This is a genomic window from Tomitella gaofuii (assembly GCF_014126825.1).
GTDB classification, from domain to species: domain Bacteria; phylum Actinomycetota; class Actinomycetes; order Mycobacteriales; family Mycobacteriaceae; genus Tomitella; species Tomitella gaofuii.
This window is the reverse complement of record NZ_CP059900.1, coordinates 465,842-486,662: the sequence shown is the minus strand read 5'-3', so window position 1 is coordinate 486,662 and position 20,821 is coordinate 465,842. Positions and strand designations below refer to the sequence as shown.

At 72.3% G+C, this 20,821-nt stretch carries 21 protein-coding genes; 9 read left to right on the top strand and 12 right to left on the bottom strand.

Features of this window, described 5'->3' with window-relative positions; all coding sequences use genetic code 11:
* Window positions 1–17: 17 nt before the first annotated feature.
* Both H4F70_RS02320 and H4F70_RS02315 read right to left on the bottom strand, forming a co-directional pair.
* Entirely contained in the window at window positions 18–683 is a 666-nt protein-coding gene (locus H4F70_RS02320) for a hypothetical protein (protein WP_182358892.1), read from the bottom strand.
* A gap of 20 nt (window positions 684–703) precedes the next feature.
* Window positions 704–1,351, bottom strand: coding sequence for an HdeD family acid-resistance protein (locus tag H4F70_RS02315; RefSeq protein WP_235681291.1), 648 nt, complete (start codon window positions 1,349–1,351; stop codon window positions 704–706).
* A 265-nt stretch (window positions 1,352–1,616) separates the two neighbouring features.
* On the opposite strand from H4F70_RS02315, the gene H4F70_RS02310 reads away from it, so the two are divergent.
* Window positions 1,617–2,192, top strand: a complete 576-nt coding sequence (locus H4F70_RS02310) for a hypothetical protein (RefSeq protein ID WP_182358891.1) — start codon at window positions 1,617–1,619, stop codon at window positions 2,190–2,192.
* On the opposite strand, the gene H4F70_RS02305 is transcribed toward H4F70_RS02310, so the two are convergent.
* Window positions 2,161–3,234 carry a mechanosensitive ion channel family protein gene (locus H4F70_RS02305; RefSeq protein ID WP_182358890.1) on the bottom strand — a complete coding sequence of 358 codons (1,074 nt, stop codon included), beginning with the start codon at window positions 3,232–3,234 and terminating at the stop codon, window positions 2,161–2,163. The two genes, H4F70_RS02310 and H4F70_RS02305, sit on opposite strands and share 32 nt — an antisense overlap.
* Before the next feature lie 121 nt (window positions 3,235–3,355).
* On the opposite strand from H4F70_RS02305, the gene H4F70_RS02300 reads away from it, so the two are divergent.
* Complete coding sequence (locus H4F70_RS02300) at window positions 3,356–4,273, top strand: NADP-dependent oxidoreductase (protein WP_220471756.1); 918 nt, start codon at window positions 3,356–3,358, stop codon at window positions 4,271–4,273.
* A gap of 25 nt (window positions 4,274–4,298) precedes the next feature.
* On the opposite strand, the gene H4F70_RS02295 is transcribed toward H4F70_RS02300, so the two are convergent.
* Together H4F70_RS02295 and H4F70_RS02290 are read right to left on the bottom strand one after the other, a co-directional pair.
* Window positions 4,299–4,463 (bottom strand): hypothetical protein, encoded by a 165-nt coding sequence (locus H4F70_RS02295; RefSeq protein WP_182358889.1) that lies wholly within the window; start codon window positions 4,461–4,463, stop codon window positions 4,299–4,301.
* A gap of 351 nt (window positions 4,464–4,814) precedes the next feature.
* Complete coding sequence (locus H4F70_RS02290; RefSeq protein ID WP_235681290.1) at window positions 4,815–5,366, bottom strand: superoxide dismutase family protein; 552 nt, start codon at window positions 5,364–5,366, stop codon at window positions 4,815–4,817.
* A 140-nt stretch (window positions 5,367–5,506) separates the two neighbouring features.
* On the opposite strand from H4F70_RS02290, the gene H4F70_RS02285 reads away from it, so the two are divergent.
* From H4F70_RS02285 to H4F70_RS02260, 6 genes are all read left to right on the top strand, one after another.
* The gene (locus tag H4F70_RS02285) at window positions 5,507–7,339 is read left to right on the top strand and encodes an alpha/beta fold hydrolase (protein WP_182358888.1); all 1,833 of its coding nucleotides are present in this window, start codon (window positions 5,507–5,509) and stop codon (window positions 7,337–7,339) included.
* Window positions 7,340–7,388: 49 nt separating this feature from the next.
* Window positions 7,389–7,955 carry a superoxide dismutase family protein gene (locus tag H4F70_RS02280; protein WP_182358887.1) on the top strand — a complete coding sequence of 189 codons (567 nt, stop codon included), beginning with the start codon at window positions 7,389–7,391 and terminating at the stop codon, window positions 7,953–7,955.
* A 76-nt stretch (window positions 7,956–8,031) separates the two neighbouring features.
* The gene (locus H4F70_RS02275; RefSeq protein WP_182358886.1) at window positions 8,032–8,526 is read left to right on the top strand and encodes a hemerythrin domain-containing protein; all 495 of its coding nucleotides are present in this window, start codon (window positions 8,032–8,034) and stop codon (window positions 8,524–8,526) included.
* A gap of 41 nt (window positions 8,527–8,567) precedes the next feature.
* Window positions 8,568–9,284: an MgtC/SapB family protein gene (locus H4F70_RS02270; protein WP_182358885.1), complete on the top strand. Its 717-nt coding sequence runs from the start codon at window positions 8,568–8,570 to the stop codon at window positions 9,282–9,284.
* A 33-nt stretch (window positions 9,285–9,317) separates the two neighbouring features.
* Entirely contained in the window at window positions 9,318–10,757 is a 1,440-nt protein-coding gene (locus tag H4F70_RS02265) for an aldehyde dehydrogenase family protein (RefSeq protein WP_182358884.1), read from the top strand.
* 10 nt (window positions 10,758–10,767) lie between these two features.
* A complete protein-coding gene (locus H4F70_RS02260) occupies window positions 10,768–11,664 on the top strand; it encodes an oxidoreductase (RefSeq protein WP_182358883.1) in 897 nt (298 codons plus the stop codon).
* A 12-nt stretch (window positions 11,665–11,676) separates the two neighbouring features.
* Here H4F70_RS02260 and H4F70_RS02255 read toward each other — a convergent pair whose 3' ends face one another.
* The 7 genes from H4F70_RS02255 to H4F70_RS02230 all read right to left on the bottom strand — a co-directional run bounded on the left by H4F70_RS02255 (window position 11,677) and on the right by H4F70_RS02230 (window position 19,480).
* Window positions 11,677–12,189 (bottom strand): DnaB-like helicase N-terminal domain-containing protein, encoded by a 513-nt coding sequence (locus tag H4F70_RS02255; RefSeq protein WP_182358882.1) that lies wholly within the window; start codon window positions 12,187–12,189, stop codon window positions 11,677–11,679.
* A gap of 9 nt (window positions 12,190–12,198) precedes the next feature.
* Complete coding sequence (locus H4F70_RS02250; RefSeq protein ID WP_182358881.1) at window positions 12,199–13,485, bottom strand: HNH endonuclease signature motif containing protein; 1,287 nt, start codon at window positions 13,483–13,485, stop codon at window positions 12,199–12,201.
* Between the two features lie 140 nt (window positions 13,486–13,625).
* Window positions 13,626–14,168 (bottom strand): dihydrofolate reductase family protein, encoded by a 543-nt coding sequence (locus H4F70_RS02245; protein WP_182358880.1) that lies wholly within the window; start codon window positions 14,166–14,168, stop codon window positions 13,626–13,628.
* Window positions 14,169–14,335: 167 nt separating this feature from the next.
* A complete protein-coding gene (locus H4F70_RS02240) occupies window positions 14,336–15,538 on the bottom strand; it encodes a GNAT family N-acetyltransferase (RefSeq protein WP_182358879.1) in 1,203 nt (400 codons plus the stop codon).
* On the bottom strand, window positions 15,539–16,243 hold the full coding sequence (locus tag H4F70_RS02235; RefSeq protein WP_235681289.1) for a DsbA family oxidoreductase: 705 nt from the start codon (window positions 16,241–16,243) through the stop codon (window positions 15,539–15,541).
* A complete protein-coding gene (locus tag H4F70_RS20940; protein ID WP_338064886.1) occupies window positions 16,240–17,259 on the bottom strand; it encodes an aldehyde dehydrogenase family protein in 1,020 nt (339 codons plus the stop codon). Before H4F70_RS20940 ends, H4F70_RS02235 begins: the two co-directional genes overlap by 4 nt.
* Window positions 17,171–19,480, bottom strand: a complete 2,310-nt coding sequence (locus tag H4F70_RS02230) for a proline dehydrogenase family protein (RefSeq protein WP_338064885.1) — start codon at window positions 19,478–19,480, stop codon at window positions 17,171–17,173. Before H4F70_RS02230 ends, H4F70_RS20940 begins: the two co-directional genes overlap by 89 nt.
* A gap of 106 nt (window positions 19,481–19,586) precedes the next feature.
* On the opposite strand from H4F70_RS02230, the gene H4F70_RS02225 reads away from it, so the two are divergent.
* Window positions 19,587–20,813: a multidrug effflux MFS transporter gene (locus tag H4F70_RS02225; RefSeq protein WP_182358878.1), complete on the top strand. Its 1,227-nt coding sequence runs from the start codon at window positions 19,587–19,589 to the stop codon at window positions 20,811–20,813.
* Window positions 20,814–20,821: the final 8 nt, after the last annotated feature.

The window sequence follows — 20,821 nt, the reverse complement described above, 5'->3', positions numbered from 1 at the left end:
CCGAGGAAGCGACATGATCACCCGATTCCCAGGCCACCGGCCTCCGCCGGCACAGGAACACCGGCGGGCTCCTCCCCCGCGCGGCCGACGTAGAAGATCGACGCGACGAAGAAGCATATGGCACCGAGCATCGTTCCCAGATTCGCCAGATGGGAATCCGCTGTGGCGCCGTTCGAATACACGAATCCGCCGATAGCGGACAGGCCGAAGGCCACGCAACCGAGCCAATTCGACCAGCCGCTGATCGTATCCCGGTAGATCAGTTTCATCAACTCGTGCGAACGGATCAGCCCGAGCATCGCGAAGCACGCGCTCACCAGGAAGGCGACCGAGCCTGCCGCGTCCGGCACCCACACGTTCACCTGTTCGCTGTGCGTGCTGTGCGCGGTGATCGCCGCACCCGTGCTGACATTGAACAGGAGCGTCCCGACGAACTGCGAGGACGCCACCAGCCATACCGCGCTGATCGCCCGGCCGCCTTTGTAGGCGACGAAGCGGGGACCGGCCAGCAACAGCTGGATGAATGCGGCCCCGGTGAAGAACCATGACCCGATGAAGAACACGATATTGGTGGTCAACGCGCCCATCACGGAGGCGAGCCCCGGCACCGCACCGATGAAGAAGAAGGTGGAGCCGATGCAGAAACCAATGGATTGCAGGCGCAGCGTGGGCCGGATCAGCATGCGGTCACGATACCCGTCGCTCACGCGCGGTTCACCGATTCCGACGGCAGCAGGGTGAACAGCGTGACGATTCCCATGATGATGAGCAGGATCCCGCCGAACATCGCGAACGTGGCCACTGCAACCCCCGGCATCGCCAGCACGACGATGCCGGCGATCACCGAGATCACCGCGCCCGCGATGTACAGCCAGCGCGGGCCGACGGTGGCCCTGTCCCGCCCGGAGAACAGCGCCATGACGCCGTCGAGGATCCAGCTGATGCCGATGAACACCGTCAGCACCCACAGTGCCTTGCCGGGGTTGAACAGGCACACGATGCCGGCGGCGACGACGAGTGCGCCGAGGCCCCCGAGCAACCAGCGCATACCGGTGGACAGGAAGTGCGACGTGATGGCGGTGGCGACGCGCATGACGCCGCCGATCACCAGCCACAGGCCGAACAGCACCGCGATCGCGAGCAGGGTGGGGCCCGGCCAGAACAGTGCGATGACCCCGAGGACGATCGCGGCGACCGCCGACGTGATCAGCGCCGCCCGGATCGCCGCGCGCGCCCTTGACGCGGACTCCGGGAATCCGCGTTCCTCCGTGTACATCGCATACATGCGCCGACGCCCCTCATCCTGGAACTGCCACGGCACTGGAAACGGCCGTGGCTTCGGTGACCACATTGGCACACCTGCGGCGGCCGCGGGGCGGTTCGAGGGGTACTGCGAGTCGGCTACTGCGAGTCGACTACTGGGGGTTGATCGCCAACAGCGTCGCCCAGTAACGCGCGTCCGCCTCCGAGAAGCCGCCGGCCTTCAGCGCCGCATAGATGATGTAGGACATTGCCACCTCCACTTTCGCCGGGGCGCACGGCCCCGTTCATCACAGGAGACTACCTGCCGATGGCGTAGGTTGGTCAGCCCGCGCGCCTGCAGAAAGGACAGTGCAGTGCAGAAGCCCGCCCGCGGCCGGCTCATCGGATCGCTGGTCGCCGCCGGATTCGGACTGATCTACGTGCTGGTCAACTCGTGGCCGCTGCCGTCCGCCGCCGCCTGGGCCGTCCGGATCGCCGCCATCGCCCTCGCCACCGTGACAGCGGGGTCTGTCGCGGTGGGCGCCGTCCGCGCACCCGACGGCCCCGGCGACGCGGACGCCCCGCCGCCGCGGCTCGCCCGCGGGTACTGGCTGATCGTCGCGGGCGAAGTAGCGGCGTTGTTCGGCGGGCTCGCCGTCATCAACGGCCTGCTGGACGCCCCGCACGCCGGCGTCGCCTGGGTGTCCCTGGTCGTCGGCGCGCACTTCGTCCCGATGGCCCGCCTGTTCCGGCTCGCCTTCTTCCACCTGATCGGCGCGGTGATCGGCGCGTGCGGTATCGCCGGGCTGGTGTTCGCAGCGCTGCAATCCTCCGGTGAGGTCACCGCGGTCGTGGCGGGCGTGCTCCCCGGGCTGGTGCTACTCGGCTTCGCCGTGTGGGGGTCGACCCGCTGGTGGGTCACTCCGCAGACTGCGGAGCCATTTCCTTGAGCGGCGTCACCGGCAGGCCTCCCGGGTACGGTGCGCTCACCCCGGCAGTGTCGAACGCCCGGCGGATGCGTCGGCGCAGCTCGCGCTCGGTCGCCCACTGCATGTTCGCGCGGGTCACCACAGTCATGCGCAGCGTCCACGAATCCGCGTCCAGCGCGTTGACGCCCTGCAGCTCCGGGGCGGAGAGCAGGTTGGACTTCATCGGTTCTTCGGCCGCCGCCTCCTTGGCGGTCTCCAGCGCCACCTTGCAGGCCAGGTCGATGTCCGCACCGTAGGACACGGGGAACTCCAGGAACGCGACGCCGAAGTCCTGGCTGTAGTTGCCCACCCGCATGATCTCGCCGTTGCGGCAGTACCAGATGGTGCCGTGCAGGTCCCGCACCGACGTCACCCGCAGGCCCACGTTCTCGACGGTGCCGGAGGCCTCGCCCAGGTCCACCCAATCGCCCACGCCGTACTGGTCCTCGAAGAGCATGAACAGACCCGACAGGAAGTCACGCACCAGCGCCTGCGCGCCGAAGCCCAGCGCGACGCCCACGATGCCGGCCGAGGCGATGAACGGCGCCACGTTGACGCCGACGATCCGGAGGATGTCGAAGATCACCCACAGCAGTACCAGGAACGACACCAGCGACTTGAGTACAGAGCCGATCGTCGCGAGCCGCTGCGCACGGCGTTCGTCGCGCTGCCGCTCCGCGCGCAGATCCTCCGTGGTGCGCTTGCGCGAGTTCTTCTTGAGGAACGCGGCGGTCATCCCGCCGCCCTCCTCCACGTGCAGCTCGGCCCTGCCGCCGTTCGTGCCGGCACCGCCCTCGGCCGCCGCTTGTTCGGCTTCGGCGAGCCGGGCGGCGCGCTTCTCCCGTCGCCGTGCCCTGCGCGACGTCGATCCCTCGCCGTCCGGGCGTCGTGTCACGTGATCGATCGCCCGGTGCAGCAGGTAACGCACGATCAACGCGATCACCACGGTGATCGCGATGTGCACGGGCTTGTCGATCAGCCATTCCTGGCCGGTGTCCGTCAGTCGAAAAGCTAGCTGATTCACGCCACGAGGCTACTGATCGACCACCGGTCGCCGAAACCACCGCGGCCGAGTCCTGCACCACGCGGGACGGCGTTACGTGGGATGGTGGCAGCAGAAAGCCATACGCGGACCGGAGGTGACGATGGACGATTCCCCTGACACCATGCGCGCGGTCTCCTACAGCGCATACGGCGGACCGTCGGTTCTCGCTCCCGGCCGCATCGCGGTGCCGCACGCCGACGCCGGGCAGGTGCGCATCCGCGTGCGGGCCGCGTCGGTGAACCCCTTCGACCTGAAGAAGCGCGTGGGGATGTTCGCCGGGGGCGCCGCCGCCCCACCGCTACCGGTGGTCCCCGGCGTGGAGGCCGCCGGGGTGGTCGACGAAGTCGGCGCGGACGCCACCGGGGTCGCCGTGGGCGACGAGGTCTTCGGGCTGGGGCCCGCGACCTTCGCCGAGTATGCAGTCCTGGAGCATTGGGCCGTCCGCCCCGCCGGCTGGACCTGGGCGCAGGCGGCGTCGGTGAGCACCGCGGCGGAGGCCGCCCTGCGCGCGCTGGGGCTGCTGGGCGTGGACGAGGGGTCGACCCTGATGATCGACGGCGCCGCAGGCAGCGTCGGATTCGCCGCGGCGCAACTGGCACTGGCCCGCGGCGTCGCCGTGCTCGGCACGGCCTCCCCCGCCAAGCAGGAACGTCTGCGCGCCCTGGGCGTCGCGCCCCTCGACCACGGTCCCGGCCTGGACGAGCGGGTGGCGGCCCTGGAGCCGGACAGCGTCGACGCCGTGCTCGACGCCTCCGGCAAGGGGTCGCTGGATGAGCTCATCGCGATCGCCGGCGGCCCCCACCGCGTCGTCACGCTGGCGAACTTCGACGCGCCGGACAAGGGTGTGCGCGTGTCCTCCGCCCCCTCCGCGTTCAGCGCGTTGCAGCTGGCCGCGGGGTTGGCGGCGGACGGCCGCTTCGAGGTGATCGTCGACTCCGAGCACCCGCTCGACCAGGCCGCCGCCGCGCACGCCCGCGCGGAGGCGGGCGCCGACGGGAAGGTCGTCGTACTGCCGTAGCCGCGGCCGCCAGGTCTCCGGGCCTCTAGGTGTGGATCACCTTGAATCGCGACTGCGTCGACGGATCCTCGCAGTAGCCGGTCTGCACCGGGCGGGTCTGGTGGGCACGGCAGGTCCAGCCGTCGACGGTGATCGTGTTGCGGTTGCCGTGCACGGGGAACGCCGGGTCCGCCACCGCACGGGACCACACCGAGTTCACCGTGTCGCAGTCCACCGTGCCGCCCAGGACCAGGCCCTCGGTACCCGGCCGGCCGACGTCGCAGCGCGCCCCGGCGGGCAGCGACTCTGTCGTGGCGGACGCCGCGGTCGTCGGTCCCGCGCGGCGGGGTCTCGGCGGCGGGGACCGCCGGTGCCTGGGCTTCGGGAGCGGCGCCGTCGGCGGCGGAGGTGCAGCCGGCCAGCGCCAGCAGACCGCCGGCCGCGAGGGCCAGCGTCAGAACTCGAGCGGACATGCCACCACGATAGGCATTGCACACGCCCCGATCACGCTTTTTACTGGACGAGTGACCTGATCGTCATTCCTGGTGACGTCGCCGCCCGGCTAGAAGTCCACGTCGATGCAGGCCAGCCGGTCGCCCGCCGATCCGGCCTCGCCGGGCCCGGTCGCGGTGTGCTTCGCGTGCAGCACCAGCGACTGCGCCCCACCGTCGCGGAACTCCCAATCGACCGTCGTCGACGCGTGGCCGGCACCGCTGCCGTCGGTGCTGAAGTCGAGCCACACCTCGTTCTGCGGGTTGGCGTAGGCGGGGTCCGTGGACGGCGCATCGGCGGTGGCCTCCGGGTCCCGCACGTTCTGATAATGCGGCCCCGAGTCCGACGGCTGCGGCCCACAAGGCTTCGTGTGTGCGTGGGCGCCGAAGTCCCGATCCGGCTGCAACCCCTCGGCGTTGATCGTCACTGTGGTGCCGCCGCCGTCGTCCTCCGAGTCGACGGTGATGGCCGCCCCGGCGGGGACGGCGGCCTCGTCGTAGGTGAACGCCGTCTGGCCTGCGCCGGATCCGGGGGCACGGAACGTGCCGGTGACGTCGGCGCCGGAGTCGTCGGCCCCGCACCCGGCCGCGGTCACGGCGAGGGCCGCGGCACCGGCGGTCACGAGGAGCCCCTGTCTACCCCGCGGCCCGGCGGAACGAAACAGGGCACGCGGACCGATTCAGCGGAATTCCGCCGCACAGAGTCACGACCGCCGTATGATCACTGCGCGATCGGGCCGCGTGCGCCCGAGAAGGGGGATCGATGCGCAGGCTGTCCGCACGAGCGGTTCCGGTGGCCGCCGCGCTCGCCGCGATGCTCACCGCGGCGCCCGCCGTCGCCGTCGCGGCGCCGCAGGCGGCCGAGGTCACCACTGTGCACTTCGCCGTCACCGTGGGACCGGGCGAGCAGCATTGCGACATCGTCGGCGATCTGTACCGCCCCGCGGGGGCGACGGCCGACGCGCCGGTGCCCGCGATCCTCGCCACCAACGGGTTCGGCGGCTCCAAGGACGACCTGACCGCCGCTGCCGAGTACTTCTCCGACCGCGGGTACGCGGTGCTGGCGTATTCCGGACTCGGCTTCGGCGGCTCCGGGTGCCGCATCGGCATGGACAGCCGCGCACAGGACGGCCGGGCGGGATCCCAGCTGATCGGATTCCTCGGCGGACGCGGCGGGATCGCCTTCGCCGACGCCGCCCACACCCGGCCCGTCGCAGCGCCGGACTACATCGCGCGCGACGCCGTGGACCACCAGGGCACGCCACGCGACCACGATCCGCGCGTGGGCATGATCGGCGGATCGTACGGCGGGCAGATCCAATTCGCCGTCGCCGCCGTGGATCCTCGGCTGGACACGATCACACCGTCGATCACGTGGAACGACCTGTCGTACTCGCTGGTGCCGAACACCCTCGACCAAGGGCCGGGGGTGAGCGGCCCGGTACCCGGCGTCAGCAAGCTCACCTGGACGGCGACACTGGCCGCGGCCGGATTCCTCACCCCGGTCCAGTACCAGAGCTACCGGGAGGATCCGTCCCGCCTGGCCGGCTGCCCCAACTTCATGCCCGAGGTGTGCCAGGGCCTGGCCGAGGGCGTCGCCACCGGTACCGTCGACCAGCACGTCATCGACACCTTCCGCGCCACCTCCGTGTCCTCGTACCTCTCCGACGTCACCGTTCCCACCCTGCTGCTCCAGGGCGAGCAGGACACGCTGTTCGACCTGCGCGAGGCCACCACCACCTATCGGGCGCTGCAGGAGCAGGGCACCGAGGTGAAGCTGGTCTGGCAGCGGTTCGGCCATTCCAGCGGCGGCGCGGTCCCCGGCGAGAACCCGGCCGGCGACGAGGCCTGGGACCCGGGGTCGCAGTACATGGTGCAACGCCGCACCGACTGGCTCGACCATTACCTCAAGGACGCACCCACCCCCACCGGGCCCGAGTTCGCGTACTTCCGCCCGTGGGTCGACTACTCCGGCAACGCCGCCCCCGCCTACGCCGAATCGCCCACGGTGGATGTCGGCGTCCCCCGCACCCTCGCACTCTCCGGCGACGGGTCGCTGACGGCAGGGCCGGCGACGGACGGCGCGCAGTCGCTGTACACGCTGCCGGGCGGGCTGCCCACCGAGGTCTCCGCGCCCGCGATGGCGCCGGCGATGGACGTGCCGACGGCGGAGCTCCCCGGCAGCGCCGCCGCGTGGACCACCGCCCCCGCGCAGGCCCCCGTCGACATCGTCGGCGGACCCACTCTTCGCCTGACCGTGGCGACCGCACGCCCGCTCGACGGAAGTGTCGAGGATTCCGCGGTGGTGTTCGCCAAGCTCTACGACGTGGCCCCCGACGGCACCGCCACGCTCATCGACGGCCTCGTCTCACCGGTGCGGGTGCTCGACCCCTCGCAGCCCGTCACCGTGGACATGCGCGCGCTCGTGCACCGCATCGACACGGGCCACCGGCTCCGCCTGGTCGTCGCCGGCGGCGACGTCAACTACCGCGGCGGCATCACGGCGCACAGGATCACGATTCCGCAGAGCGGCGCGGGCCAGGGGCTCACGCTGCCCGTCGTGCCATCGGTGGCTCCGAACGTGTTCAGGGAGTAGGTCTGGACCTATGGACGCGCGTCGTGCGGGACCGACGAGGTACGCGGCCGTGGCCGTAGCACTCGCCGCGGCGGCCGCGACCGCCGCCTGCGGATCCGATGCCGCCGCACCCCCGCCCGCCAACGCCGCCCCGCCCGCATCGCACATCACCACAGGCGTCTTCCTCGTACCGGAGATCGCCTCCAACGCGGTCACCTACGACCCCGCGAAGGTTCCGCAGAATGCGACGGCCACGGTCACCGAATCCGTGCACGGCTCGCAAACCGTGGTGACCCTCAACGTTACGGGGCTGCAGCCGTCCACGGAATACGGCGTGCACGCCACCACGGAGCCGTGCGGCACGCAGCCCGGGTCCGCCGGCGCCCGATATCAGAACCGCCCGGACCCCGCAGGAGTCCCGTCGACGGATCCCGAGTACGCCAACACGTCGAACGAGCTGTGGCTGGACTTCACCACCACCCCCGCAGGAACCGCCTACAGCACCCGCACGCTGGGCTGGACGTTCCGCCCCGGTGAGGCTCGCTCGCTGGTGTTCCTCGACCACCTCACGTCGACCGGCACGCATGATGCGGGCGACGCCGGCGCCCGCCTGGCCTGCCTGGACGTGGATTTCTGACGCTGGCGCCCCTTTTGCCGCAGTTTCGTCCTATGATTCATGCGGGGGTGGACATCGGCACGGACGGAGGCCCGGCATGACCGACACGACGCTCGCGGAGGCTCTCGAAGCGGAGCACCACGCGATCGACGACGGGATCTACGCGTTCCTGAACGGCGACGCCGACGGCCGCGAGCGCCTCGAGGCGGTGTTCGACGAGCTGCGGCGGCACATCTACCTCGAGGAGGTCTACTTGTTCCCGCCGTTGCGCGACGCCGGGATGATGGCCCCCGTGTTCGTCATGCTGCGCGAGCACGGCGAGATGTGGCAGATTCTCGACCAGGTCGACGCCGCACTCACCGTCGATCCGGTGCCCGCCTCGTCGGCTGCGGCACTGTGCCGGGATCTGCTCACCCGCCTGGACGCCCACAATTCCAAGGAGGAGCCGATCCTCTACCCCGAGCTGCAGGGCGTCCTCTCCGACTCCGCCGCCGAGCAGTATCTGGCGTTCCTGGAGGGCGGCGAGAGTCCCGACGGCTGGGTGTGCGAGCGCGCCGCGGCCGGGCCCCCCGCTTCGGTCCCCTGGGGCTGAACCCCTGAGGATGGCGGCGCCGGTGGCCTACCGTGGAGTCGATGGGCGCATCGGAGGTTGCCGCCGGGCTCGGCAATGCTGAGGGCCAGGGTCTGCTGCAGATCGGCGAGCTGATCCTGGCGTTCGTGCTCGCCTCGTTGATCGGCCTGGAGCGCAGGTTCCGCGGCAAGAGCGCCGGACTCAAGACGCAGGCCATCGTCGGCACGGCCGCGGCCCTGATGGTGCAGATCAGCAAGTACGGGTTCTTCGATGTGCTCGGCGACGGCGTGTCGCTGGACCCGTCACGCGTGGCCGCGCAGATCCTTTCCGGCGTCGGATTCATCGGCGCCGGCCTGATCATCACCCGGCGCGGGGCCGTCCGGGGGCTGACCACGGCCGCGGCGGTGTGGGAGACCACCGGCATCGGCATGGCCGCCGGAACCGGCTTGTGGCTGCTCGCCGTCGTCGTGACGGCGCTGCATTTCGTCATCGCCTTCGGCTACCCGATGATCACGCGCCGCCTCCCCGGCGCGGACACGCTCGTCGACATCGACGTGGACTACCGCACCGGCGGCGGCACCCTGCGAGAATTGCTCGCGGCGGCCACCGACGCGCGGTGGCGCGTCATCCGGGTCTCGCCGCGTGACGAGGAGGACGGGCAGGTGTCCGTGGCCCTGAGCCTGCGCGGCGGCGGGACGCCGGACGAGTTGCTCGCACGGCTCGGCGGCATCGACGGCGTCACCGGCATGAGGCTGACATCGGAGGACGAACTGGACTGACGGGGTCGCACCCGCCTGACATAGCCTGGACAGGTGACCACCGAGCGACTTCAGGAACTGTTCGACAACCAGCGCACCGCCTTCCTCGCCGACGGCCCCGCCTCGGCGGAGGTCCGCATCGACCGGATCGACCGGCTCAAGGCGATGCTCCTCGACGGCGGCGACAGGCTCACCGCCGCCATCCGCGACGACTACGGCACCCGGCCGGAATCGTTGTCGCTCATCGCCGACGTCGTCTCCGGCCTGGGCGAGATGACCTACCTGCAGAAGAACCTGGCATCGTGGATGCGCCCGCAGCGACCGCAGCCGTTGGCCCGCCTGGTCGGCGTCACCATGGAGACGCATGCGGTGCCGCTGGGCGTGGTGGGCGTCATCGCACCGTGGAACTTCCCGCTGCAGCTGCTGGTGCAGCCGGCGGCCGCCGCGCTCGCCGCCGGCAACCGGGTCCTGCTGCGCCCGTCGTCCGCGCTGCCCCGCATGTGCGCGGTGCTGGCCGAGCTGGCCCCGCAGTATTTCGCACCGGAGGAGCTCGTGGTGGTCACCAAGGAGACCGCCTCCGGCTCGGAGTTCGCCGCGTTGCCGTTCGACCACCTGTTCTTCACCGGCTCCACGGAGACGGGCCGCAAGATCCAGCGCGCCGCCGCCGACAACCTCACGCCGGTCACCCTCGAACTGGGCGGGAAGAACCCCGCCGTCGTCGCCCGCACCGCCGACGTGCGCCGCGCGGCCGACAGGATCGGCGCGGCACGGATGGTCAACAGCGGTCAGACCTGCCTGTCCCCCGACTACGCCTTCGTCCCCGAGGAGGCGGCGGACGTCTTCGTCGAGGCCCTCCTCGAGGGCTGGTGCAAGCGCTACCCCGTCGTCTCCGGCAACGAGCAGTACGTGTCGATCATCGACGACGACGCGTACCAGCGCATCATGGGCCTCCTCGACGACGCGCGGGCGAAGGGTGCGACGGTGCGCAGCGCCGGCGACGAGTCGGCGGACCCCGTGCGCCGGCAGATCCCGCCCACCGTCGTCACCGGTGTCACCGACGCGATGGCGATCAGCCGGGAGGAGATCTTCGGTCCCGTTCTGGCGGTGCACACCTACGGCGCGGTGGACGAGGTCATCGACCATCTGGCGCCGCGCCCCAGCCCCCTGGGCGCCTACTGGTACGGCGACGACGACGCGGCTTTCCGCCGGTTCTTCGCGCGCACCCGTTCCGGCAGCGTCAACCGGAACGACTTCGGCCTGGTCAACGCGATGCACCACTTGCCGTTCGGCGGTGTGGGGCGGTCCGGTATGGGCAACTACCACGGCAAGTTCGGGTTCGACACGTTCTCGCACCTCCGCCCGATCGCCGCGCAACCCACCCCGCTCTCACTCGCGTCCATCATCGCCACCCCGCACTCGCGGCGCCTGGCCAAGGGCATCGCACGCTACGCGGACCAGCAGCGGAAGGCCGTCGCCAAGCGGCTCCGCGGGTAACGTCGACGGCATGTCGCACAGCTCCTGGACCGCAGCGAACCTCCCGTCGTTCACCGGCCGCACCGCCGTCGTCACCGGCGCCACCAGCGGGCTCGGGCTGATCACCGCCCGGCACCTGGCGGCAGCCGGGGCCACGGTCGTGCTCGCGGTCCGCGACACCGACCGGGGCCGGCAGGCCGCGGCGGGCATCGCCGGCGAGACCGACGTGCGCGCGCTCGACCTGGCTGAACTCGCCTCGGTGCGCCGCTTCGCGGAAGACTGGGGCGACGGCCCGATCGACCTGCTCGTCAACAACGCCGGCATCATGCACGTGCCCGAGGGCCGGACGGCCGACGGGTTCGAAACGCAGATCGGCGTCAACCACCTGGGACACTTCGCGTTGACGAATCTGCTGCTGCCGCGCGTCACCGACCGCGTGGTGACGGTGGCGTCGCTGGCGCACCGCATGGGCACGATCGACCTGGACGACCTCAACTGGCGGCGCCGACGCTACGACCGCGTCCGCGCGTACGGCCAGTCGAAGCTGGCGAACCTGCTGTTCTCCCTCGAGTTGGAGCGCCGCCTGCGCGAGGCCGGATCGCGGGTGCGCTCGATGTCCGCGCACCCCGGCTACGCGTCGACGAACCTGCAGACGCGCACCGCGAACCCCGTCGGAGACCTGCTGGGCCGCATCGGTAATGCGACCATCGCGCAGAGCGCCGAAGCGGGGGCGCTGCCCACTCTGTACGCCGCCAGCCAGGATCTTCCCGGCGGCAGTTTCCTGGGCCCGGACAGGATGCTCGGCGCCCGCGGCGGGCCCGCACTCGCGGGACGCAGCGCTGAGGCGTCCGACCCGGACCTGGCCCGCCGGCTGTGGGAGGCGTCCGAGGAGCTGACGGGCGTGGGCTTCCCCGCCGGGCTCGGTTAGGCGGCGAGCCGCTCACGGTTCCGCGGAACCGTCGTCCGGGTCCGCGCCGAGTCGCCGCTGCAGCTCGGCGAGCCGCCGGGATTCCTTCCGCTGCCGGGTGCCGTGCTGCACGAGGATCGGGAAGAGCTCGTCGGTGGGCGCTGCGGCCGCCGCGTGCGCCACGGACTCCGCCACGCGCAGGAACGATCGGCGATACGCAGCGGTGGCGACGTCGATCGCGTACCAGCCCAGCGCCACGGGCTCCGCCCCGAGCGTGGTGATGCCGCGCAACGCGGAATGCACGGTGCGCGGCGCACACTCCTCGCCGGCGTCGGCGAGGCGGGCCGCGATGCTGGCGGCGTCGTGGGGACGGCCGGTCCGGGCCTGGTCGCGCCACGTCGCGAAGATGAGCGCGTGGGACGGCCGTTCGAAGTCGTCCGGCAGCACGAGCTCCGCCACCGCGGCGACACGCTCGGCGTCCCGCGCCCACAGCGCCGCACACAAGAACATCGCCTCCGCGTCCAACTCCGGCGCTTCGTCGATCACGTCGCCGGCCTACGCGGCCCGCCGGCGGTCGCGTTCCCACGCATCCGCCAGCACCGAGACCGCATAGTGCAGGTCCAACGGCTTCCCGTCCGCATCGGGAGTGAGCGCACTGGCGTCCACGTCCCCCTCGCGGATCGCGTCGGCGTCCCCCGCCATGGCGGGCGCCGCCTCGACGACGCCGCCCGCGCGGAAAACGAACCGTTGCCCGCCGAGCGCGTCGATCCCGAAGGCGCCCTCGTGCAGGCCGCGGTGGCAGGTGCCGCACAGGAGGATCAGATTGTCCAGGTCGGTGGTCCCGCCGTGGCTCCACGGGCGCACGTGGTGGGCGTGGAGGAATCGGGTGCACCCGCACGCGGGGTGCCGGCAGCCGCCGTCGCGCAGGTGCAGCGCCCGCAGCTGCGCCGACGACGGCAGGCGGCGACGCCTGCCGAACCGCAGGACGCGGCCGCCCGCGGTGTCGATCCGACGGCCGCTGCCCGAGCAGATCGCGGCCGACGCCGCGGCGTCGCCGAGGGCCGGGCCGTCCTCCACGTGTGCACCCGTGTGGTCGACGACGAACGAGACCTCCGCCGCCGGTGCGTCGGCGGGCGCGTCCGCCACCGCGAGCATCGTCTCCGCCATCGCCACAGCGGCAGGGGCGGCGTCTGCGGGCGGCGGGCCGGTGAGATCCGGCTCGTCGCCGGCGGTGCGCCTGCGCTCGAACTCCGCGCGGGTGAGAGCGGCGAGCAGGACTTTGCCGTCCGCCGCGCTGAGCCGCCCGGAAACGACGAGGTCACCGGTCTCGGAATCCCACCGGTGGCTCAGCCGGTGTTCGGGGGCCGCGGGCGGCCGTGCGTCCTTGTCCGGCTCCGGTACGGGCACCGACCGCAGCCCGCGGACCAGCCTCTCCAACTGGGAAGCGGTGGCACCGCGCGCGGATTCCACCAGGTCCGACTCGGTTTCCGGCGTCGCCACCCGGGTGATGGCCCGCACCTTGGAGTACGAGAGCGTACCGGCCGTGCAGGCCGCGCGGGTGAGCGGAAGCGCCTCGAGACGGCGGGCCACGCGCACCTGGTCGCGCGCCGTCCGGAGGTTGATGCCGCAGCGCCAGGACAACCAGTGAGCGCACGACAGCACGCCGATACCGTTCCACCCGCCGCGGCGGTCGAACTGCGCCAGGAGGATCAGGAACCGGGCCGTGGCGGCGGCGATGTGCGCCGCCAGCGTGCACAGCTCGCGCTCGACCTCCTTGATGTCGCAGGCGTCATCGACGATGCCGCGCGCCCCTTCCACCTGCGTCGTGTGATCCGCCGCCATCGTCTCCCCCGCTCTCGCCCGGTGCCCGTGTCCTTCAACGGCCGTACCCGCCGACCCGGATCGAACAACTGTGCCCACAGTAGATCGCGCCACCGACACATTCGACGCGTCCGGCCGCAGCACGGTTCCGCGGAACCGCCTCAGACCACGTCGAACCGCAGGCACGCGAACTCGCCGTTGCGGTCCACCTCGGCCAGCCGCAACTCCAGATGGCGTGGCAACAATGGCGCGCCCGAACCCAGCGTCACCGGCGCGATCTGCACATTGACCTCGTCGAGGAGCCCGGCATCGGCGAACTGCCCCGCCAGGTCGCCGCCTCCGACGATCCACACGTCGCCCCCGCCCGCGGCCGCCACCATCTCGGAGTGCACCGCGGCCACGTCGCCCTGGACGAAACGCAGGTCGGCGTCGGGCAGCGCACCGGGCCGGGGCGGTTCCGCGGAACCGTGGGTGAAGACCCAGCACGGCACCGCATAGGGCCACTGGTCCTGGCCCAGCTGGCCGCGGATCCAGTTGAAGCTGGACGCCCCCATCGCGACGGCGCCTATGCCCGCCATGAAATCGCCGTGGTTCATCGGGCCGTCGTCCTCGATGTCCCGGCTGAGCAGCCACGCCAGCGAATGGTCGTCGGTCGCGATGTACCCGTCCAGGCTCGACGCGGTGTAGTACCGAGTGCGGCTCATTGCCCTGACCTCCGATCCGTCACGCTGCGGCCGCGGCGGCCGATTCCACAACTGCATTCTCCACACGTATGGACCGCTGCACAGAGGAGTAGGACGATGATCCGCAAGCCCGATTTGCCCGACTGGCTGATGGCGCTGCTCGTCGCGCTCGGCAGCGTCGTCTACTACTAGAACATCACCCCCGCGAACGGCGCCCGCGGCGTGCTGAACAGCGCGTCGAGCCGGTCTACCGCCCCCTCGGAGAGCTCCTGCAACCGGCCGGCGTCGCGCAGCTGATGCCACCGGGCGCCGCCCAGATAGGCCGCGCCCAGGTCGGCGACGTCCACCTGCACGTCCGGTGCGCCGCCGGTCCGGTCGGCACCGTCCGGGCCGATCCGGTAGTTCCCGGAGTTCTCCGGCAGCAGGACGTCGTCGACGCGCACCGTCACCGCCGCGCCCTGGTTGTACGTGCGGGCACCGAGCGCGCCGGGGACGTCGACCAGGCGCAGCCACGTCTCGTCCCCCACCCCCGTCACGCGCGCGGCGCGGTGGTCGGTGAGCATCCACGGCAGCGGATCGTCCGCGGGCAGCCACGGGAATCGCACGGTGTGCACCAGGTCCAGGCGCAGGAGGAACGCGATCAGCGCACGGTAGGCGTCCGGGGTGCCGGCGTGCAGGTCGGTGACGACGACGGTGCGGTCGCGGCTCGTGAACCACGCCGCGGTGTCCAGCGGCCGGTAGCAGACGAAGCCGTCCTCCCCGCACACCGCGACGTAGTGGGGTGCGGGCCGCGTCCGGGCCCGCAGTCCCCGCCACCACAGCGCGCCGCGGCTGATCGTTCCGGCCCGACCCGACTGATGACGGTCGACGATGCGCTGCAACAGGTCCCAGGAGCCCTCCGGGTCCGCCAGGCGCACCGGCGGCGCACCGGAGCCGGCCGTGGCGCGCAGTTCGGCGTCCCGCAGGTCCAGCGACACCGCATGCGTGACGCTGGCGATGCCGTACCCGTAACGCCCGTAGATCACCGCCTCCGAGGCGCGCAGCGACGCCACGGTCTCTCCGCGCCCGCGGCAGTCTTTCAACTGGTGGCGCATGAGGGCCGTGAGAACGCCGCGCCGGGTGTGGGTGGGCAGCACCCCCACATGGGTGACGGCCGCGTGCGCCACCCGGGCCCCGCCCGGGACGGTCATCGCGCCGGACGTGGAGTCCGTCGCGCCCACCAGGATCCCGTCCCCGACGTATGCGCCGAACGTGCGGCCCGGCTCGCGCACCGCCGCGACGTCCTCGTCCGCCGCGGGCGCAGGCAGACCCACCATGGCGGCGTGGAAGACCGCGTCCGATTCCGCCAACTCCCCTGCGGTGGTGAGCGTTCTGATCGTCGCGCCGGGCATTCAGTCGTCCTCCGGCCCGTCGAACGCCGTCCGCAAAAGCTCGGTGAGCACGCCGACGGGCTGAGCCCCCGACACGGCGTACGCACGGTCTGCGATGAAGAACGGCACGCCGGTGATGCCGAATCGCGCGGCGAGGAGCTCGTCCTCCCGGACCTCCACGGCGGCTGCGGAATCCCGATCGGCGAGCTCGGCGCGCACCGCGCCGGCGTCGAGCCCCTGCTCCTCCGCGATCGCCACGAGCGCGTCCACGTCGTCCACGGCCACCCCGTCGGTGAAATGCGCGCGGTACAACGCCCGCAACACGCGCCCGCCCTGCGCGGTGCCGGCCCCGGCCAGGTGCACCAGCCGGTGCGCGTCGAAAGTGTTGGCGGCGATGGTCGCGTCGAAGTCCAGCTGCAGCCCGTCGCTCGCCGCCACCTGGGAGACCTGACCGAACATGTGCTGCACCTGCTCGACGGTCATGCCCTTCGAGTCGACGAGCGCGTCCACCTCACGCCGTCCCGCCCCCGCCTCGGCGTCGGGCGCCAGCTCGTAGGCCCGCCAGGTGACGCGTACCCGGTCGCGGCGGTCGAACCCGTCGAGAGCCGCGGCCAGCCGGGTGGCGCCGATGTAGCACCACGGGCAGGCCACGTCGGTCCAGACTTCGAGTTCGACGATGCGGTCGTCGTCGCCGGAGCTCGTATGTTCGGTCTGCGCAGAGGTCACACCAGTGGCAACGGCGGGCCGGGCCCGCGTGTTCCCCCGTCGAGGGTGCCGAAGCGGTGCGCGGTCATGCTCACCGACTGTTCCCGCAGGAAAGGCAGCATCTCCAGCCGGTCCGACCCGGTGACCGGGCGGCTGTGCACCGCGACGGCCGGATCGCCGCCGAGGGCCCGCGCCAGCGCCTGCGGATCGCCGCCGATGAGCCGGATGCGCGCCGGGCGGTCCCGCGCCACCGCGTCGCGCCACGCGGCGTCGGTCTCGAAACGGCCCGCCGACACCGTCACCTCGGCCCCGGCCCGGCGCGCCGCCTCCAGCACCCGGTCCAGATCACGTTCCGGCGCCCCTTCCGCCAGGCGCACGTGCACCGGCACGGGCAGATAGCGCAGCACGTTGCGCTCGCAGGCCAGGCGGGAGACGTCGCCGCCGGCCGCCAGCCAGCGGCCGGTGCCGGGCGCGCGCTCCCAATCCCCCAGGGCCTGCAGATAGTTCGGCCCGCCGGTCTTGCAACCCGGCCCGACGGTCGAGCTCTTCCATCCGCCGAACGGCTGCCTCCGCACGATCGCCCCGGTGATGCCCTTGTTGATGTAGAGATTGCCCGCCTGCACGCCGCCCAGCCACTGTGCGATCTCGCCGCGGTCCAGCGAATGCAGGCCGGCCGTGAGCCCGTAGTCGACACCGTTCTGCATCCGCAGGGCCGCGTCCAGCGTGGGCGCCGTCATCACCGCGAGCACCGGGCCGAAGAACTCGACGCGGTGCGCCGCCGACCCGGGCCGCACGCCTTCCTTGACGCCCGGACTCCACAACCTGCCCGCGTCGTCGAGCCTGCGGGGACGCACCAGCCACGTCTCGCCGGCGTCCATCGTCGTCAGGGCGTCCAGCAGTGCGCCGTCCGCGGGGGCGATCAGCGGCCCCACCTGCGTCTCCGGATCCTCAGGAGGCCCCACCCGCAGTGATCGGACCGCGTCGACCAGCTGCGCGCGGAAGCGTCGCGACCGCGCCGCCGCGCCGACCAGGATCACGATCGACGCCGCCGAGCACTTCTGCCCCGGCGTGCGAGAACGCCGAGTGGACGACGTCGCGCACGGCCAGGTCCATGTCGGCCGACGGCGTGACGACGATGGCGTTCTTGCCGCTCGTCTCCGCCAGCAGCGGCAGATCCGGGCGCAGCGACCGCAGCAGCGCCGCCGTCTCGTAGGCGCCGGTGAGGATCACCCGGCGCACGCGCGGGTCCGCCACCAGCAGGGGCCCGAGCGTGTCCTCGTCGACGTGCGCCACCCGGAGCACATCCCGCGGGATCCCCGCACTCCACAGCGACTCGACCACCACCTCCCCGCAGCGGGGCGTCTGCGGGGCCGGCGTGAGGATCACCGCAGACCCCGCCGCCAGGGCCGCCAGCGCGCCGCCGGCGGGGATCGCGACGGGGAAGTTCCACGGCGACGCCACCACCGTCAACGGCACAGGGCGGAACCGTGCCCCCGGCGTCGCGTCGAGCTCATCGCAGCGGTCGGCGTAGTAGCGCGCGAAGTCGACCGCCTCCGACACCTCCGGGTCGGCCTCGGCCGGGGTCTTTCCCGCCTCCGCCGCCATCACCTCGATGAGCCGGGCGCGCGCGGCCTCGAGACCGTCGGCTGCTCCGCGGAGCAGCGCGGCGCGTGCGGCCGCCGGACGCCGACCCCACGCGCGGCCGGCGTCCTCGGCCGCGGCGAGCAGCGCGCCGAGGGCATTCGCGTCGGACACAGTGTGCTCGGCGACGCCGCGCACCCCGAGGTCGGACGTCGGGACGCGTTCGAGGATCCCGCGCATCCACCGCCGGTTGGCTGCGATCGCCGGGTCCGTGTCCGGCGTGTTGGCGAACCAGGCCGGCACCTCCGCCGCGGGGCCCGCCGCGCGGTCCTGCGTGCGCCGGGTGCGGGACACGCGGCCGGCCGACGCGGACAGAGCGGCGAGGAACCTGTCGCGCTCGCGGGCGAACACGGCGTCCTCCGTCAGGCGTCCGACAGACGGCATGATGTTGTCCGGGCTCGCCCCCTCGTCCAGCCGGCGCACCAGGTAGGAAATGGCCACGTCGAACTCGTCCGGATGCACCACCGGCGTGTACAGCAGCAACCTCCCGACATCCCGGCGCACCGCTTCCGCCTGGCCGGGTGCCATGCCCAGCAGCATTTCGATGTCCACTGCGCCGCGCACGCCGCGCTCCCCCGCCAGCAGCCAGGCGTGCGCGGCGTCGAACAGGTTGTGCCCGGCCACGCCGACGCGCACCGCATCCGCCTGTTCGGGCCGCAGCGCGTCGTCGAGCAGCCGCTTGTAGTGCGCGTCGGTCTGCAGCTTGGTCGCCCAGGGCGCCTGCGGCCACCCGCGCAGCTCGGCCTCGACCGTCTCCATCGGCAGGTTCGCGCCCTTGACCAGGCGCACCTTCACCGGCGCGCCGCCGGCCGACCGCCGCCGCGCGGCCCAGGCGTGCATGCGGGCCAGGGCGTCCCGCGAGTCCGGGAGGTAGGCCTGCAGCGCGATCCCGGCCTCGAGGCCGGACAGCCGCGGGTCGTCCAGCAACCGGGTGAACACCGCGATGGTGAGGTCCAGGTCGCGGTACTCCTCCATGTCGAGGTTGATGAACTTGCGTGCCGGCGACCGCGCCGCCTGCAGGAACAGCGGCGTCAGCCGGTCGACGACGGCGGTGACCTGCTCGTCGAACGCCCACGGCGCGTGCGGCGCGACGGCGGCGGACACCTTCACCGAGACGTAGTCGACGTCGTCCCGGGCGAGCAGCGTCGCGATGCCCGCCCGCCTCCGGTCCGCCTCGCGTGCGCCCAGCACCTCCTCGCCGAGCAGGTTGAGGTTCAGGTCGAAGCCGCGACGGCGGATCCGCGCGATCGCCGGACCCAGCCGCGGGTCGGTCGCGTCGACGACGAGATGCGCCACCATCGCGCGCAGCACCCGCCGGGCCAGCGGCACCGCCAGGCGCGGCATCCCCGGCGCGACGAGGCCGCCGAGCCGTGCAGCAGCGCGCAGCCGCCCGGGCAGGAACGCGGGCGGGCGGCGCGCGAGCGCGGCGAAGGCGTGCGCCGCAGTGGCCTCGTCCTCCGGACGGATCACCTCATCGATGAAGTGCACCGCGAACCGCAGCCCGTCGGGATCGGCCACCATGGCGGCGAGCCGGGCGGCCGCGGGGTCCGGGCGGACGCGCGCGGCCTCCTCCGCCCAGCGCCGGGCCAGTCCGATCGTCTCGTCCGCGTGCGTCATACGCCGCTCCCTCAGCCGTCACCCCCAGTATGGGCGTGCAGCGGAGTGTCCGCCCCGTAGAACACCCCCTTGGTTCGGCGGGCGCGCACGGCAAGACTCCGAAGGCATGCCGTCGAGATCAATCCGCACGCCCCTGCTGTTCACTCTGGGCGCGATGTCGGCCGTAGGGCCGCTGGCCACCGACATGTACCTGCCGTCCCTGCCGCAGGTGGCGGACGAGCTCGGCGTATCGGCGGCGACGATCCAGCTCACCCTCACCGCGTTCATGGTGGGGCTGGCTTTCGGGCAGCTGATGGTGGGGCCGCTGTCGGACGGTCTCGGCCGCCGGCGCCCGCTGCTGGTGAGCCTCGTCGTGCTCGCTGCGGCAGGCGTGGCCTGCGCCGTCGCCCCCTCGGCCGCGGTCCTCATCGCCGCGCGCCTGGTGCAGGGCGTGTCCAGCGGCGTCGGGATGGTCATCGCCCGCGCCGTCGTCTCCGACCTCGCCGAGGGCAGGCAGGCCGCGCGCACCTACAGCCTGCTGACGGTGATCGTCGGGGTCGCCCCGATCCTCGCCCCGCCGATCGGCGTCGTCGTCGCGGGCCCCTTCGGCTGGCGCGGCGTCTTCTGGGTGCTCACCGGGTTCGCCGTGGTGCTGCTCGCCATCGTGTGGCGCGTGCTCCCGGAGACGCTGCCTCCGGAACGCCGGCATCCCGTCCGTTTCCGGGCGTTCGCCGGGTCCGCCGTCGCGGTGCTCACCACGCGGGTCTACGTCTGCTACACCGTGGCGTTCGCGATGACATACGGGGCGCTGTTCGGGTACATCTCGGCGTCGTCGTTCGTGGTGCAGGAGTCCATGGGGTATTCGTCGACGGTCTACGCGGTGGTGTTCGCCTGCAACGCCGTGGGGCTGACGGCGGCCAACGCGGCGAACTCGCGCCTGGTCGGCCGGTTCCACCCGCGCGCTCTGCTCACCGCGGGCATCGGGGCGACGTGCACCGCGTCGGTGCTCCTGACGGTGATCGCGGCGGCCGGTCCCGACGCCCACTGGCCGCTACTGGCCGCCATGTTCCTGCTCGCGTGCTCGACCGGGTTCGTCTTCGGCAACGCGACGGCCCTGGCGCTGGAACGGGTGCGCGACCGCGCGGGGACCGGGTCGGCCGTGCTCGGGGCGCTGCAGTTCGCCGTCGGGGCCGTCGTCTCGCCGCTCGTCGGGCTCGGCGGCGGGCCGATGCCGATGGCACTGACGGTGCTGGGCTGCGCGGTGATCGCGGCGGCGGCGTTCCTCACGGCCGGCGGGCCCGCCCGGCGCGGCGTTACCGCAGCGACGCGTTCCGCTCGCGCAGCAGATCGGTGAACGGGCCG